This window comes from Pedobacter ghigonis, assembly GCF_903166585.1.
Lineage (GTDB): Bacteria > Bacteroidota > Bacteroidia > Sphingobacteriales > Sphingobacteriaceae > Pedobacter > Pedobacter ghigonis.
This window is the reverse complement of sequence record NZ_CAESCM010000003.1, coordinates 227,306-244,750: the sequence shown is the minus strand read 5'-3', so window position 1 is coordinate 244,750 and position 17,445 is coordinate 227,306. Positions and strand designations below refer to the sequence as shown.

General features: G+C 43.3%; 9 protein-coding genes. All 9 read left to right on the top strand.

Features of this window, described 5'->3' with window-relative positions; translation table 11 throughout:
* Position 1: 1 nt before the first annotated feature.
* The gene (locus HWV58_RS06540; RefSeq protein ID WP_175633317.1) at positions 2–1,633 is read left to right on the top strand and encodes a pectate lyase family protein; all 1,632 of its coding nucleotides are present in this window, start codon (positions 2–4) and stop codon (positions 1,631–1,633) included.
* 101 nt (positions 1,634–1,734) lie between these two features.
* Complete coding sequence (locus HWV58_RS06535; protein ID WP_175633316.1) at positions 1,735–4,896, top strand: DUF6298 domain-containing protein; 3,162 nt, start codon at positions 1,735–1,737, stop codon at positions 4,894–4,896.
* Between the two features lie 35 nt (positions 4,897–4,931).
* The gene (locus HWV58_RS06530) at positions 4,932–6,299 is read left to right on the top strand and encodes a glycoside hydrolase family 140 protein (RefSeq protein ID WP_235972671.1); all 1,368 of its coding nucleotides are present in this window, start codon (positions 4,932–4,934) and stop codon (positions 6,297–6,299) included.
* A 117-nt stretch (positions 6,300–6,416) separates the two neighbouring features.
* Complete coding sequence (locus tag HWV58_RS06525; RefSeq protein WP_235972670.1) at positions 6,417–7,349, top strand: glycoside hydrolase family 43 protein; 933 nt, start codon at positions 6,417–6,419, stop codon at positions 7,347–7,349.
* Positions 7,350–7,418: 69 nt separating this feature from the next.
* Entirely contained in the window at positions 7,419–9,251 is a 1,833-nt protein-coding gene (locus HWV58_RS06520; protein ID WP_175633314.1) for a sialidase/neuraminidase family protein, read from the top strand.
* Positions 9,252–9,367: 116 nt separating this feature from the next.
* Positions 9,368–10,789: a sialate O-acetylesterase gene (locus HWV58_RS06515; RefSeq protein WP_235972669.1), complete on the top strand. Its 1,422-nt coding sequence runs from the start codon at positions 9,368–9,370 to the stop codon at positions 10,787–10,789.
* On the top strand, positions 10,789–13,599 hold the full coding sequence (locus tag HWV58_RS06510; RefSeq protein ID WP_175633313.1) for a glycoside hydrolase family 2 protein: 2,811 nt from the start codon (positions 10,789–10,791) through the stop codon (positions 13,597–13,599). Before HWV58_RS06515 ends, HWV58_RS06510 begins: the two co-directional genes overlap by 1 nt.
* Before the next feature lie 140 nt (positions 13,600–13,739).
* On the top strand, positions 13,740–16,481 hold the full coding sequence (locus tag HWV58_RS06505) for an alpha-L-rhamnosidase (RefSeq protein ID WP_175633312.1): 2,742 nt from the start codon (positions 13,740–13,742) through the stop codon (positions 16,479–16,481).
* Between the two features lie 253 nt (positions 16,482–16,734).
* Positions 16,735–17,394, top strand: coding sequence for a DUF3826 domain-containing protein (locus HWV58_RS06500; RefSeq protein WP_175633311.1), 660 nt, complete (start codon positions 16,735–16,737; stop codon positions 17,392–17,394).
* The last annotated feature ends 51 nt before the right edge of the window (positions 17,395–17,445 follow it).

The window sequence follows — 17,445 nt, the reverse complement described above, 5'->3', positions numbered from 1 at the left end:
TATGCGCACCTGGAGCTCAATTTTTAGCGTACTGGCCCTTTGTGCCGTAGGAAATGTAGCATTTGCACAATATCCGGTAATACCTGAGGCGATGGAAAAGAAAGCCGATTCGCTTTTAAACAGCATAGAAGAGAAATCGGATCTTCAGTTCCTGAAGGTAAAATCAATTATCGATGAGGAGGCCAAACATGGCAAACCCTATATTCCATGGGCAGCCAAACCCAGCGATTTACCTCAATCCAAACTAGTTGCCTTTCCGGGTGCCGAGGGTGGCGGCGCTTATTCATTTGGCGGTCGCGGGGGTAAAGTTTACGTTGTAAGCAATTTAAACGATTCGGGCAAGGGCAGCCTGCGCGAAGCCTGCGAACAGGGCGGTGCCAGGATTATCGTTTTTAACGTATCAGGGATCATCAAACTTAAAACACCATTGATTATCCGCGCACCGTACATTACCATTGCAGGCCAGAGTGCCCCGGGTGATGGCGTTTGTATTGCCGGCGAATCGGTTTGGATCAATACACATGATGTAGTAATCCGCTACATGCGTTTCCGCAGAGGTGCTACAGATGTAACCCGCAGGGATGATGCCATTGGGGGCAATCCGGTAGGGAATATCATGATCGACCACGTTTCGGCAAGCTGGGGACTGGATGAAAACATGTCGATTTACCGCCATGTTTATGATAAAAAAGATGGTTCTAAGCCCGAAAAGCTACCTACTGTGAACGTAACCATTCAAAACTCTATTTTTTCGGAGGCTTTAGATACTTACAACCATGCTTTTGGCAGTACCATCGGCGGTTTGAACAGTACTTTTATGCGTAATCTCTGGGCATCCAATATCAGCCGTAATCCATCAGTTGGTATGTATGGTGACTTTGGCTTTGCCAATAATGTAATCTTCAACTGGTGGAACCGCAGTGCAGATGGAGGAGATAATGCTTCTTTTTATAGTTTCGTTAACAACTACTACAAACCAGGACCTATTACACCTGCCGGCGAACCGATTTCTTATCGTATCTTAAAGCCAGAATCGGGGAGAGACAAGAAATTTGCCAACGAATTTGGTAAAGCCTACGTTACCGGAAATATTACTGAGGGCAATCCAAAAGTAACCCAAAACAACTGGGATGGTGGTGTACAACCAGAAACTAAGCGCGACAAACAAAAACTGCTCGATTCGATGCGTGTTGATAAACCTTTGCCAATGGCGAAAATTTCAATCATCGACACTAAAAAAGCTTACGATTATGTACTGGCTAATGCCGGAGCAAGCTTGCCGGTTCGTGATGCTGTTGACCAACGCATTGTAAAACAGGTTAGCACAGGCAAAATAGAACACGTAGAAGATGGGAAACTGCCGGCTAAACAAAGTTATGTTAAACGACGCTTACCAGCCGATTCGTATAAACAAGGCATCATTTCGGATATTGCCCAGGTTGGCGGTTATCCTGAATACAATGGAAAACCTTATTTGGATACCGATCAGGATGGTATTCCGGATGCCTGGGAAACTAAGCATGGCCTCAACCCGAAAGATGGAAAAGATGCCGCAAGCATTACAAAATCGGGTTATGCCAATATTGAAGTGTATTTGAATAGTTTAGTTGATATTAGTAAAGTTAGGCCATAGTTAAATCGTCATTGCGAGGCACGAAGCAATTCTACTACGATAGCGCTTGCTTTAAGATTGCTTCGTGCCTCGCAATGACGTAAACGATAACAAAAACATAAATGCCAAAAACTAACCACATATTAAAGGCACCACCACTTAAAACCATCTCCATTCTGGTGATTGCGTTTTTAGTGAGCCAGGTATCCTTTGGTCAGAAAACCAAGCCAGTTGAGCCACCAAAGCCCATATTTAAGGGTAAAGATGGTAAAATGGCGTACACTGCTGATGCCCAGGGAAACCGCATTCCCGATTTTTCTTATGCCGGTTACATGGCTGGCGAAAAAGTTATTCCCACGGCTACAGTTAAAATTGTGGTTCCGGTGGTTGAGGGCGATGCGACTCCGTATATTCAGCGTGCTATTGATATGGTTTCTGCGCTGCAACCGGGCAAGGATGGTTTACGTGGTGCAGTTTTATTAGAAAAAGGAACTTATCAGGTTGCCGGAACCTTAAAAATTTCGGCTTCTGGTGTAATCATCAGGGGGAGCGGAATGGGGGAGAATGGCACCAGGATTTTCGCTACCGGTTTAGATCGTATTGGCCTGATCAGGATCCTGGGCAAAAACAATAAAATTCAACAAGCGGCAGTTGCCATTACCGATACGTATGTGCCTGTTAATGCCATGCAACTTACGCTGGCCGATGCAAATGGCTTTAAAGTAGGCGATAGAATTACAATACAACGTCCATCCACAAAAGAGTGGATCGAAACCTTAAAAACGGTAGAATTTGGTGGTGGCGAAAGTGCGCTCGGCTGGAAACCCGGTACTAGAGATATTTTCTGGGACCGTAAAATTACCGCCATCAACGGATCAACAATTACTTTCGATGCGCCCATTACTACTGCACTCGATGCTAAATTTGGTGGTGCAACTGTTGCTAAATACAAATGGGATGGCCGGATTGCACAGGTTGGTATTGAGCACCTAAAACTCGAATCAGATTACCACAAAGACAATATTAAAGACGAATATCATCGCTGGACGGCTATCTGCATCGAAAACGCAGAAGATGCCTGGGTACGCCAGGTTGTTTTCGAGCATTTTGTAGGTTCTGCAGTGAATGTTCTGGCAACGGCCAAAAGAATCACTGTTGAGGATTGTAAATCCTTAGCTCCGGTTTCTGAAATTGGTGGCGAACGACGCAATACCTTTTTAACTACAGGCCAGCAAACGCTTTTCCAAAGATTATATTCAGAATATGGCTACCACGATTTCGCGGTTGGTTTTTGCGCACCCGGACCTAATGTTTTTGTACAATGCCAATCGTATTTACCATTTAGTTTTAGCGGCGCTTACGATAGCTGGGCTTCAGGAGTGTTGTTCGATATCGTCAATATTGATGGGCAGGCATTAAGTTATCTCAACCGTGGTCAGGATGGCCAGGGAGCAGGCTGGAGTGCTGCAAACAGTGTTTTTTGGCAATGTAGTGCAGCAAGGGTCGACAATTACCAGCCACCCACTGCGCAAAACTGGGCTTTTGGTACCTGGGCACAATTTGCAGGTAACGGTTACTGGGACATGTCGAACGAGCAGATCCAGCCCCGTAGTTTGTATTATGCCCAGTTAAAAGACAGGTTAGGCAACAGCGTTGATGCCCGAACCTTTGTACTCCCGGTTGAAACCGAAGCATCGAGCAGTCCGCCTGTTGATGTTGCCCTTAAACTCACCAAACTGGCTTATAAACCTGCGTTAACTTTATCCGAATATATCGATTCGGCAACAGAAAGAAATAAAATCCCAACCGATAAAGGTCAGGCTAAATCTGTTACCAGCTCAGGATTTCACAGCAGCAGCACCGTGCAAACAGCTGGTATAATGAGTATTAAGAATGGCTGGATTGCCCGTGGCAACGAAATTGTGCTCGGCGACAGGCAGGAAGTACCCTGGTGGAATGGCAGCGCCCGTCCGCATGGCTTAAAAAACACTAAATTCCACATTACCCGTTTTGTACCAGGCCGTGAAGGCAATGGCTTAACCGATAATTTAGAGGAAATAACCGATTCGATGAAAAATGGTCAGGTTAAAATCATCGATCACAATTACGGCCTTTGGTACGATAGGAGAAGAGACGACCACGAGCGTATCCGCCGTATGGACGGAGAAGTTTGGGCACCATTTTACGAACTTCCTTTTGCCCGTAGCGGCCAGGATAAAGCCTGGGATGGTTTGAGTAAATATGACATCACCAAATACAACCTCTGGTATTGGGACCGTTTAAAAACCTTCGCTAACCTGGCCGATCAGAAAGGTCTCGTACTCATTCACGAGAACTATTTTCAGCATAACATTATTGAAGCTGGTGCGCACTATGCCGATTTCCCATGGCGTACCGCAAACAACATCAACAGTACAGGTTTTCCCGAGCCAGTCCCTTATGCAGGCGATAAACGCATTTTTATGGCCGAGCAGTTTTACGATATCAGCAATGCGCACCGCAGGGAAATCCATAAAGCTTATATCCGGAAATGTTTGGAAAATTTCGACGGAAACTCAGGCGTAATCCAGCTTATTGGTGCCGAATTTACAGGCCCTCTGCATTTTGTACAATTCTGGATCGACACCATTAAAGAATGGGAAAAGGAAACCGGCAAACACCCGATTATTGGGCTAAGCGTAACGAAAGACGTACAGGATGCCATTTTAGCCGATCCAGAACGCGCAAACGTAATCGATTTAATCGATATCCGCTATTGGCACTATCAGGCCGATGGTACTGCCTATGCACCGCAAGGAGGTTTAAGCCTTGCCCCACGTCAGCACGCACGCTTATTAAAACCTAAGAAAACATCTTTTGAAGAGGTTTATCATGCTGTTTCTGAATATAAAACCAAATTCCCTGAAAAAGCGGTAATCTATTCGGGCGATAGCTACGATAGTTTCGGCTGGGCCATTTTGATGGCAGGCGGTTCACTTTCTAACGTAGATCATATTGATAAAGCTACACTTAACCTAATTGCAGGTACCAAAGCCTTTCTTCCGGCAGGAAAAAACACGAAGCAATATGGTTTGGAAAATGTGGGAAAAACCTATGTCTTATACAACGCCACTGCAGAAGCCATAAGTGTAGACCTGACTAAAACCAGCGGTAAATTCAGTTTGAAAGTATTGAACCCTAAAACCGGAAAAGTACTGAAAGAAGAGAAAATAAACGGAAATACAGTTGCCAAAATCACTAAAACCGGTGCAGGCGACGAGGTAATTATCATCAATAAAATTTAGTTATGACGCTTAAATCTAAAATATTTCTTTTATCAATGATATCCTTACTCGCCTTTGGCTGTAAGAAAAAGCCGCATTTTGGCGATAAGAGCTTACTGGTTTCCGAAAACGGCAGATATTTAACTACCGGCGACGGAAAACCTTTTTTCTGGCTGGGCGATACAGGCTGGTTACTGTTTGGCAGGCTAACGCGCGAAGAGGCCAATACCTACCTCGAAGATAGAAAGCAAAAAGGCTTTAATGTTATCCAGGTAATGGTTTTGCATGATGTGCCCTCGCGCAATGTGTATTTAGATTCGTCGGTAGTGCATGCCGATGTAGCCAGGCCAATGGTTACACCAGGCAATAACCCCAAAGATTCTGTTGCTTACGATTATTGGGACCACGTAGATTACATTGTAGACAAGGCGGCCGAAAAAGGGCTTTACATGGCTTTAGTACCCGTTTGGGGAACCAATGTTAAGGCTGGAAAAGTAAAGGAAGCGCAAGCCAAAAAATATGCTGAATTCTTAGCTAAAAGATACCGTGACAGGTGGAATATCATCTGGCTAAATGGTGGCGACATTAAAGGTTCTGACGGCCTGAAAGTATGGAATACAATCGGTCAGACCCTAAGGACCAACGATCCGAATCACCTAATTACTTTTCACCCAAGAGGTAGAACAGCCTCTTCGCAATGGTTCCACAATTCGCCGTGGAGCGATTTCGACATGGTACAATCGGGCCACCGCCGTTACGAGCAGGATACTTCTAAAAACGAAAAGTTGCACTACGGCGAAGACAACTGGAAATACATTGAAGCCGATTATAAGCTAAAACCTGTTAAACCTACTATCGATGGCGAACCCTCGTATGAGGATATTCCTCAGGGTTTGCACGATACTACACAACCACGCTGGCAGGATGCTGATGTGAGAAGGTATGGTTACTGGTCGGTTTTTGCGGGGGCTTTTGGCTACACATACGGCCATAATTCGGTAATGCAGATGTACAAGTTTACGGATAAAAAACCTGCTTACGGTCCAAAAGACCAGTGGATTACCGCACTGAATGCCAAAGGGGCAACTCAAATGCAATATTTAAAACAGCTGATGCTATCGCATAATTATTTTGATCGTGTACCCGACCAGACACTGGTTGCCGGTAAAAACAGAGAAAAGTACGAGCGTGTACTCGCTACACGAGGCGAAGACTATGCCTTCTTTTATACCTATACAGGCCAAAATTTCAAAGTGCAAATGGGTAAGATTGATGGTGATGATGTAAAGGCATCGTGGTTTGACCCACGAACAGGAAAAATAACGCCGATTGGTGAATTTGAAAACAAAGGGATTCATGAGTTTAATCCTCCGGGAACCCCTGCAAATGGTAACGACTGGGTGTTGATTTTAGATAACTTATAGATAATCGTCATTTCGACTGGAGTGAAACGGAATGGAGAAATCTATTTAAAGGATGTGAGGTTCCCGCCTGCGCGGGAATGACGATCAGGGAAGTAAAGAAATAACAAATAAAAAAGCGTGTTAAAATCAAAGTTCATATCATCATTTCGGTTAGCCATAATTGGTTTGCTTTGCTGTGCGTTAACTTCCTGCTCCAAACAGGCATATTTATTTACTTCGTTCCACGAACCGGCCACAGAAGGCTTGCGCCTGTTGTATAGTTATGATGCCTATCACTGGACCGATTTAAACAAAACGTTCTTAAAACCGGCAGTTGGCACTCAGAAAGTATTGCGTGATCCATCAATTGTTCAGGGTCCGGATGGCACTTTCCATTTAGTTTGGACCTGCAGCTGGAAAGGCGATAAAGGTTTTGGTTATGCCAGCTCCAAAGATCTCGTCCACTGGAGTGCTCAGCAATTTATACCGGTAATGGAGAACGAACCTAAAACCGTCAATGTTTGGGCTCCCGAAATTTTTTACGATGATGAAAAAAGAGAATTTGTAATTATTTGGGCATCAACCATACCATTCCGCTTTGCCAAAGGAATAGAAGAAGAGGAAAATAACCACCGCATGTACTCGGTTAGCACTAAAGACTTTATAACTTTTTCTCAGCCGAAATTATTTCTCGATCCCGGTTTTAGTGTTATCGATGCCGTGATTGTGAAACGCGCAACTAAAGATTATGTACTGGTACTGAAAGACAATACCCGTCCGAACCGCAATTTAAAGGTAGCTTTTGCCAGCTCAGCTTTGGGGCCTTACAAAAATGTGTCTGAAACTTTTAGCCCGAAATTAACCGAAGGCCCTACGGTTGTAAAAACCGGAAAAGACTGGCTGATTTATTTTGATGCCTATGGACAAAAGATTTATTCGGCTTATAAAACAGCTGATTTTAAATCCTTTAAAGATGTGACTTCCGAAGTTTCGATACCCGAAGGGCATAAACACGGAACAATTATAAAAGTGAAAAAGAAAGTAATTGAGGCTTTATTAAAGAATAGATAATTCGTACAAACCTGTAAGGTTTAGATAAGAACTCAGTGCCTTTGTGCCTTAGTGGTTAAAACAATAAAAATGAAAATATTTAAAATAATTAGTTTATTCCTCTTGTTTGCATTGGCGATATCGAACGCGCAAGCGCAAGATACCGTGCGTTACACGGGCAAAACACTGGTTAATGCCGATTATAATCATGGTCAGTTAACACCGGTAGTGGGCGTGCACAATATTCAAACTTTCAGGGCGAACAGAGAACACCCCGAACTGGCCGAAAACTTTGGCTGGACTTACAACCACGCACCCATGCTGGCTTACTGGAATAATCGTTTTTATGTAGAATATTTAAGCGATAAAGTGGGAGAAAGCATCCCGCCGGGACAAACTTTACTGCAATCGTCAAAAGATGGTTATACCTGGACCAAGCCCGATGTAATTTTTCCGGTTTACCGGATTCCTGATGGCACTACAAAAGAAGGACGTAGCGATGTAGCTAAAGATCTCGATGCGGTGATGCACCAACGGATGGGTTTTTATGTATCCACCAAAAACGTATTCCTGGTTTTGGGCTTTTATGCCATTAGTTTCGATGCCAAAGACGATCCGAACGACGGACATGGAATTGGCCGGGCAGTGCGCGAAATTCAGGCAGACGGCAAGTACGGACCGATTTATTTCATTCACTACAATCCAGGTTATTCAGAAAAAAACACCCGATATCCTTATTATACAAAAAGTAAAAGCAAAGCTTTTGTTGAAGCCTGTAATGAGTTGTTAGCTAATAAATTAATGACCCAGCAATGGAACGAAGAGGCAGACCGAAAAGATCCGCTTATCACCTTGCAGAAGCAATACAAAGCGTTTAGCTATTACCATTTGCCTGATGGCCGCGTAGTAGGCTTATGGAAAAATGCATTAACTGCTATCAGTACCGACAATGGTAAAAGCTGGCCCGAAAGTGCTTTCCGTGCACCCGGTTTTGTAAACAGCAACGCCAAAATATGGGGACAGAAAACAAGCGATGGTAATTATGCAACAGTATATAATCCATCCGAATACCGCTGGCCGCTGGCCATCTCTACCAGCAAAAATGGCTTAGACTATACCGACCTGTCCTTAGTTAACGGCGAAATCTCTCCGATGCGCTATGGCGGCAATTACAAATCCTATGGTCCACAATATGTGCGCGGCATTGAAGAAGGCAACGGAAAACCTGCCGACGGGAAACTTTGGGTTACCTACAGCATGAATAAAGAAGATATCTGGGTTTCTGGTATTCCGGTACCTGTAAGCACCACGGCAAAAACGCATGTAAACGATGATTTTAGTAAAATGCCGGCCGAACAGGCTTTAGCATCTTGGAATATTTACAGTCCGCTGTGGGCTCCAGTAAAGGTAGAAAACGGCAATCTGGTTTTAAAAGACAAAGATCCCTTTGATTATGCCAAAGCTGAACGCGTATTTCCTGCATCGGCTAAGCTAAGTACTTCGTTCTCAGTCACTCCGAAACAGGATAATTTTGGCTTATTGGAAATTGAGCTGCAGGACGAGAAAGGCATGGCTACCGTTCGTTTAACTTTCGATACTGCAGGCGTGTTAAGTGCGAAAGCAGGTGCACGTTACAAAAACTTCCTAAAATATAAAGCTGGCGAAACTTACGATATTAAACTAAAACTAACCACCGCGAATCGTTTTTACACCATAACGGTTAACGGCAAAGATGTGCTCACCAGCCTGGCCTTTCAACCCGTAGCCAATGTTTCGCGCATTGTGTTGCGCACAGGCGATGTTCGCCGTTTCCCGGATGTTGATACGCCTGCCGATCAGACCTACGATTTAAAAAATGCGGGCGAAGCCGAGAAAAAAGAAGCTGTTTACCTGATTAAATATTTAAAAACGGAGGGATTATGAAGCAGTTGACAGTTTACAGTTCAACGATATCCGTCATTGCGAGCTTTCGATTTTTCATCGAAGCGAAGCAATCTTTGTGCAAGGCTAAAAAGATTGCTTCGTCGTACCTCCTCGCAATGACGATAATCATTACGCTCTTATCGCTTTTCTCACTTAACGCCAATGCCAAAATCCTGTTGCCTCAAATCTTATCCAGCAATATGGTTTTGCAACGCGATAAACCCATCACGATCTGGGGCTTCGCAGCTGTTGGCGAAAAAGTAACGGTTACTTTTGCAGGCCAGAAAAAAGAAGCGATTACCAGCCAAAACGGAAACTGGGCAGTGGTATTAAATCCACTAAAAACATCGGCAGAGCCACAAAGTATGGTCATTGCTGGTTCCAATACAATCGAACTCAGTAATATCCTGATTGGCGAGGTGTGGCTTTGCTCTGGCCAGTCGAACATGGAATATGCCATGCGTAAACTTGCCAAAATCCCGAAACCTAAAAACGACAAATTGGGTTTTCCGGCTGATGAAGTTGCACAGGCCAAAAACAAACAGATTAGAATTTTCCTGGTGAATAGAAAAACGTTGATTAAACCCGATTCTATTCATAAAAGCTGGGGTGTAGCCGAGGATTCTGCCTTACGCGCCTTTTCGGCTGTAGGTTATTTCTTTGCGAAGGAATTACAGCAAAAGCTCGGCGTTCCGGTGGGTGTAATTTCTTCAGCAGTACCCGGCAGTGCCATCGAGCCCTGGATTAGTCAGGAAGCATTTGCTGCAGAACCCTATTTCAAAAACGAAAAAGTGGGTAACGATCCGGGTAAGTTTTATACACCGATGATTGAACCGCTTTCAAAGTTTAAAATCGCTGGATTTTTATGGTATCAGGGAGAAACCAATTGCTTTCTGAACGAAAAGATCAGCTACAGTTATAAAATGAAAACGCTGATAAACCTCTGGCGCAAAGCCTGGGGCGAAAGTAATTTGCCTTTTTATTATGTGCAGATTGCGCCTTTCGATTACAGCAAGCAAAAAAGCGATAAAGTGGTATTGACCGCTGATACAGAGCCTGCTTTTTGGGAGGCACAGGATCAGATCTTACGCTTGCCCAATACCGGATTGGTTTCAACTTCCGATTTAAACGATAACGGTGGTGATTTACACCCCACTTATAAATGGGAGGTAGGCAGGCGTTTAGCACTTTGGGCTTTAGCCAAAACTTACAGGCAAAAAACAGACTTTTCTGGTCCTGTTTATAAAACGGTCGCCTTTAAAGGCGATAAAGCCATACTAGATTTCGAATATTTAAAAGCAAACGCTTCTGGCACTGTTACCGGCTTTACACTGGCAGGCGCTGATGGCAAATTTGTACCAGCCAATGCAGTTATCAAAGCGGGCAAGGTATGGGTTTCTGCTAAAGATGTAGCGCTGCCTAAAGCGGTGCGCTATAACTGGACAGAAAACCCAACCGGAAATTTTTACGGCAATGGTTTACCCGCTTTGCCTTTTCGAACCGATAATCCATTAACCCAGCAATTTAAAACCAATTAATGTTAAAACGAGCATCACTATTTCTTTGCTTTATTTTACTGTTTTGCCTGACCAAGGCACAACAAACAGAGAAATTATATCTATCGGGTACGGGTAACGACAATACAGTAAACTGGGAATTCTTTTGTACCGAAGGCATGAATTCGGGCAAATGGACAAGCATCCCGGTTCCTTCAAACTGGGAGCTGCAGGGCTTTGGCAAATACAATTACGGTTTCAATAAAGAAGAAAATAAAGGTAAGGAGCAAGGCCTTTACAAGTATAAATTCAATGTTCCCACTGCCTGGAAAAATAAGGAAATCAATATCGTTTTTGAAGGCTCGATGACCGATACTGAAGTCAAAATAAATGGTCAGCTGGCGGGAGCGATCCACCAAGGTTCATTTTATGTTTTTAAATACAACATTTCCAAACTGATTAAATTTGGAAGCGATAATTTACTTGAAGTAAAAGTAGCTAAGCATTCTGCCAATGAATCGGTTAACAATGCAGAACGCAAGGCTGATTTCTGGATTTTCGGCGGTATTTTCCGTCCGGTTTACCTGGAAGCTTTGCCCCAAATCCATATCGATAGGGTTCAGATTAATGCGCAGGCCAATGGATTATTGGATGCACACATTTTTACCACAGGTGATGCTGATCAAATTTCTGTGCAATTAACCGATGTAAAAGGAAATAGATTCGGTAGCAGTGCCGCTTTTAAAATTACAGGGGCTAGCACCAGGATCAACCAGGCGTTTAAAAACCCTGCACTTTGGTCGTCAGAGTTCCCGAGTTTATATACCGCTACTTTTAAGCTAAGCAAGAATGGAAAAACACTTCATACGCTTACCAAAAAAATAGGTTTCAGAACGGTAGAACTACTCGAGCGCGATGGCGTTTATGTTAACGGTGTAAAAATAAAATTCAAAGGGGTAAACCGGCATTCCTTTTACCCATCATCTGGCCGTACCACCAGTAAAAAAATCAGCATTGCCGATGTGAAGTTAATGAAAGAAATGAACATGAATGCCGTTCGCATGTCGCATTACCCGCCTGATGGCCACTTTTTAGACGTTTGCGATTCATTAGGCTTATTTGTGATGGATGAACTGGCAGGCTGGCACGGCACATACGATACCCCAACCGGCACCAAATTATTTAAAGAAATGATGGCTAATGATGAAAACCATCCGTCTATTATATTTTGGGCCAATGGAAACGAAGGTGGCCATAACCGCGAGCTCGATCACCTTTTCCCTGAAAACGACATTCAAAAAAGACCGTTAATCCATCCCTGGGAAGTTTTTGGTGGTTTTGAAACCACGCATTACCGCGAATTTAATTATGGCATTGGCAATTACGATCATGGCCATAGCATTTTAATGCCTACCGAATTCCTTCATGGCATGTGGGATGGTGGCCACGGTGCGGGTATTGAGGATTACTGGAACGCGATGTGGAACAATCCGCTTTCGGCCGGAGGCTTTCTCTGGGACTTTGCCGACCAGGCTGTAGTACGCACAGATAAAAACGGCATTTTAGATACCGATGGCAATCATGGCCCAGATGGTATTGTTGGCCCTTACCACGAAAAAGAAGGTAGTTTTTTTACGATCAAGGAAGTTTGGAGTCCTGTGTTTGTCGAAAAAAGAGAAATCACAGCAGCATTTGACGGAGCGTTTTGCCTGGAGAACAGATATGCCTTTACCAATCTGAATCAATGCAGCTTTGAATGGAAACTGAAAAGCCTGAAAAGCGATGGTACCGAAACGTATTTCAAAGCAGGCAAAGCTGATGCGCCCGATATTAAACCCTTTCAAAAAGGAAAACTACAAATTAACCTTCCTGCCGACTGGAAGAATTTCGATGCCTTATATTTAACTGCAAAAGATGTTTACGGTCAGGAATTATTTACCTGGAGCTTCCCAATCAGCCTGCCGAAAGATGATGCCGCTAAGCTAGTAGTAACTACCGGCACATCTAAAGTGAACCTGAAAGAATCAGCAACGCTTTTCCAGGTTTCGGCTAATGGCATCCAACTCACTTTTGATAAAACTACCGGCCTGTTGCAGAAAGCCGAAAATGCCAAAGGAATTATCCCCTTTAACAACGGTCCGGTTTTACAGGAAGGTGTAAATAACTTCAAAAATTTCACAACCAGAATGGACGGACAAAACCTGGTTATTGCTTCTACTTTTGACCGCAAAGAGAGTTACAACACCTTAGAGTGGACCATTTATCCATCGGGCTGGTTAAAAATGCAGGTAAAATATTTCCCAGCCGCTTATTTTACCACTTTCGTCGGTCTAAACTTTTCTTACCCCGAAACCGAAATTAAAGGCGTAACTTATAAAGGCAATGGCCCTTACCGGGTTTGGAAAAACCGCATGAAAGGCACGCAGCTGGGTATCTGGAAAAAAGATTATAACGATTCGGCAACCGGAGAACCGCCATGGCAGTATCCTGAATTTAAAGGTTATTATTCAAACATGTACTGGTGCGATTTTATTGGCAAAACACAAAATTTCAAGGTAGTAACCGATCGGGAAGATGTTTTCTTAAGGTTATTTACGCCAAAAAAATCGAAAGATACAGAATATGATAACATGAGCCCAACTTTTCCTAACGGGGATATTTCGTTCATGAATGGAATATCTGCTATTGGTACCAAAACGCAAAAACCAGAAACCACCGGCCCGATGGGCATGAAGCATGTGTTTTACGATTTTGAAAAAGAACCGGCAAGGGCGTTGGATATGACCTTGTATTTTGATTTTTCTGACAGAAACACGTCATTGCGAGGAGGTACGACGAAGCAATCTAATTAATGATAAAACTAAAAAAGTTAAAAGGTTGCAAAGTTTGAATGTTGAAACGTTAGTCGTTAGAACATTACAACCTTTAAACATTACAATAAAAGATAACAATCGGAGTAATCCATAAATCAGTGTAATCACCACAAAAAAAAATGAACATTAAAACCTACATATCGATAATCATGCTGCTGCTGTTGCTGCCATTCCAGAAACTTGTGGCTCAGGTAAGCCTGCAAAACCTGAAATGCGAGATGTTGGTTAATCCATTAGGTATTGATGTAACACAACCCCGGTTAAGCTGGGAAATCCTTTCATCAAAACGTAATGTTACGCAAAAAGCTTATCAGGTCCTGGTGGCTTCAACAGCCGAAAAACTGGCACAAAATGAAGGTGATCTCTGGAATTCGGGGAAGGTAAATAACGAAGAATCGATCCACGTTAAATACAACGGACAGGTACTGAATAGCAGAATGCGCTGTTACTGGAAGGTAAAAACCTGGACTACTGCCGGCGAAAGCGAATGGTCAGCCACTAATTCGTGGACAATGGGCTTACTCAGCTACAAAGACTGGCCGAAAGGTTGGATTGGTTTCGACAGGGCTTTTCCCTGGGATAACACCAAAACGGATTCCCGCTTATCCGCACGTTATTTCAGAAAGGAATTTCAAAGCACTAAAAAAGTAAAATATGCCACGGCCTCTATTATCGGCCTGGGCTTGTACCAGCTTTACCTCAATGGCAAAAAAGTAGGCGAGGAGGTACTCACTCCCTCACCAACCGATTACAATAAAAACGTAAAGTACAATACTTACGATGTTACCTCGTATTTGCAGGAAGGAAAAAATGCGGTAGGTGCCGTTTTAGGTAATGGTCGTTTCTTCGCCATGCGGCAAAATGAAAAACCCTACAAAATCAAAACATTTGGTTTTCCTAAAATGCTGCTGAACATCCGTATCGTTTACAGTGATGGCAGTATGGCCAATATCGATACTGATGACAGCTGGAAAGGTACTGCCGATGGACCTATCAGGGCCAATAACGAATACGACGGCGAAGAATACGACGCAACAAAAGAAGCGATTGGCTGGAATAAGGCAGGTTTTGACGACAGCAAATGGCTCAAAGCAGAATTTGTACAGGAACCTTCGGGAACCATTGAGGCCCAAATGAACGAAAACATGCGGGTGATGAATACCCTGAAACCCCTTTCAGTTAAGGCAATTCCGGGTGGCAGATACCTGTTGGATATGGGACAGAACATGGTTGGCTGGCTACAAATTAAAGTAAAGGGGCAGAAGGGCAAACAAATTAAATTACGCTTTGCCGAATCACTACAGGAAAATGGCGAGCTGTTTACCGCAAACCTGCGCAATGCCAAATGCACTGATTTATATACTTTTAAAGGAAACGAACCAGAATTATGGGAACCGACTTTTGCTTACCGCGGTTTTAGGTATGTAGAAATATCTGGATTGAATTATACACCCAGCCTGACTGATTTTACCGGAAAAATGATCTACGACAAGATGAACACCGTAGGCACTTTCGAAACTTCAAATGCGCTAACCAACAAGATTTTTAAAAATGCCTGGTGGGGAATTGCCGGTAACTATAAGGGTATCCCGATCGACTGCCCGCAACGCAACGAACGCATGCCCTGGTTGGGCGACAGAGGTGCTGTAGCACACGGCGAAAATTTCCTGTTCGATAATGGTAAATTTTACGCCAAGTGGTTGCAGGATATCAGGAATGCACAAAAAGAAGATGGTGCCATTCCCGATGTTGCCCCTGCTTTTTGGCGATATTACAGCGATAACATGAGCTGGCCGGGTTCTATTGTGCTCATTACCGAAATGCTCTACAAACAAACCGGTGATGTAAATGCGGTGACTGATAATTATCCAGCCATCAAAAAGTGGCTTCGCTACATGCAGGAGCGGTACATGAAAGATTACATCCTCACCAAAGACAGTTATGGCGATTGGTGCATGCCACCTGTAACCATTGAGGCGGGCAGAGGTAAAAGTGCAGATAAAAAATATCCTTCCGAATTGATTTCGACGGCATATTACTACCACTTTACACAACTGATGATGCAGTTTAGCCAGATAAGCGGAAATGATAGTGATTACAAAGAATTTAAAGCCTTAGGCGATAAAATTAAATCAGCATTTAATCAGAAATTCTACAATGAAAAAGGCTTTTATGCCAGCAACAACTTAACGGATAACATTATTCCGCTGTATTTCGGAATGGTACCTGAAGCGAATATTAATCAGGTTTTCAAAAACATCGTGTACACGGTTGAAGTAACCAATAAAGGGCATTTAAGTAATGGTTTGGTTGGGGTACAGTGGCTAATGCGCTGCTTAAACGATTACGGCCGGCCAGATTTGGCCTACACCATTGCCACGCAAAAAACTTACCCGGGTTGGGGCTACATGATCGATAACGGTGCAACCACCATCTGGGAGCTCTGGAACGGAAATACCGCCGATCCGAAAATGAATTCGCAAAACCATGTAATGATGCTGGGCGATTTGCTGATCTGGTATTACGAAAATCTGGCGGGTATTAAGGCCGAAAGTCCGGCGTTTAAAAAAATTACCATGAAACCCGAAATGATTAACGGTTTGGACCAGGTAACTGCGGGTTATCATTCCGCTTATGGCCTGATTAAAAGCAGTTATAGCAAAACAGCCAATAAGTTTAACTGGAAAATTAGCATTCCGGCCAATACAACAGCTATGCTTTACATTCCTGCTAAAAACAAAAATGCAGTTACAGAAAGCCTAGGCTCAATAAAAGATTTAAAATTTATAAAATTAGAAAAAGACAGGGCCATTTATGAGGTAGGCTCGGGAGATTATGAGTTTGTGGTGGAGCAGAAATAACTCCGGTACCGTCATGCTGAACTTGTTTCAGCATCTCACCACAGAGCTCGTCATTTCGAGCGGAGTGCAACGTAGTCGAGAAATCTGTTTCTATAGATTTCTCCATTCCGCCGCCAGTGAAAAACAGCTGGCTCCAGTCGAAATGACGATTCTTCTATTGGACGCTGTCAACCGCATAGCAGAGTTTAAAACAGCCAAGATGACGCGCATTTGCACATTAAACAAAATTTTTAAACCAATATAAAATAATATTATGAGAAAGATTTTAAGATTCTTTATGCTGAACAGCCTACTGATGATTTCAGTAAATGTATTCAGTCAAACAAAAGAAATTGTTGTACCTGAGGAAATTACCAGCAAAGCCAAAGAATGGGTTTCAGCTTTAAATTTAACCGATGCAAGCAAAAAAACAGCAGTTGAGCACATCATCGCAGTGCATTTAACAACCATCAGGGACTGGCATAACGACCATCCTTCATCAACAGTTCCGGATGGGATAAATCCGGTAACCGGCACCAAATTAAGCGACCTGGACAAACAGATTATCGCCGATTCGGCCATGCCTGCTGCTGTGCACAAAGCGCTGATGGACGGCTTAAACCAAAACCTAACAGCCGATCAGGTAGAATTGATCCTCGATAAATATACCATCGGAAAGGTGGCTTTTACCATGAAAGGCTACAAAGCCATAGTGCCCGATTTAACAACCGATGAAGAAGCTAAAATACTCGCTTACTTAAAACAGGCGAGGGAGCAGGCTGTTGATTATAAAAACATGAAGCAGATTTCGGCCATTTTTGAGATCTATAAAACCAAATCGGAGCAATTGCTCAATAACAACGGCCGTAGCTGGAGAGCGCTTTACAGTGCTTACACTAAAAAAATTAAAGAAGAAAAAGCAGCAAAACAGTAATGGTTTCCCCAGCAGTGCCGTCATTCCCGCGCAGGCGGGAATCTTAAAGCA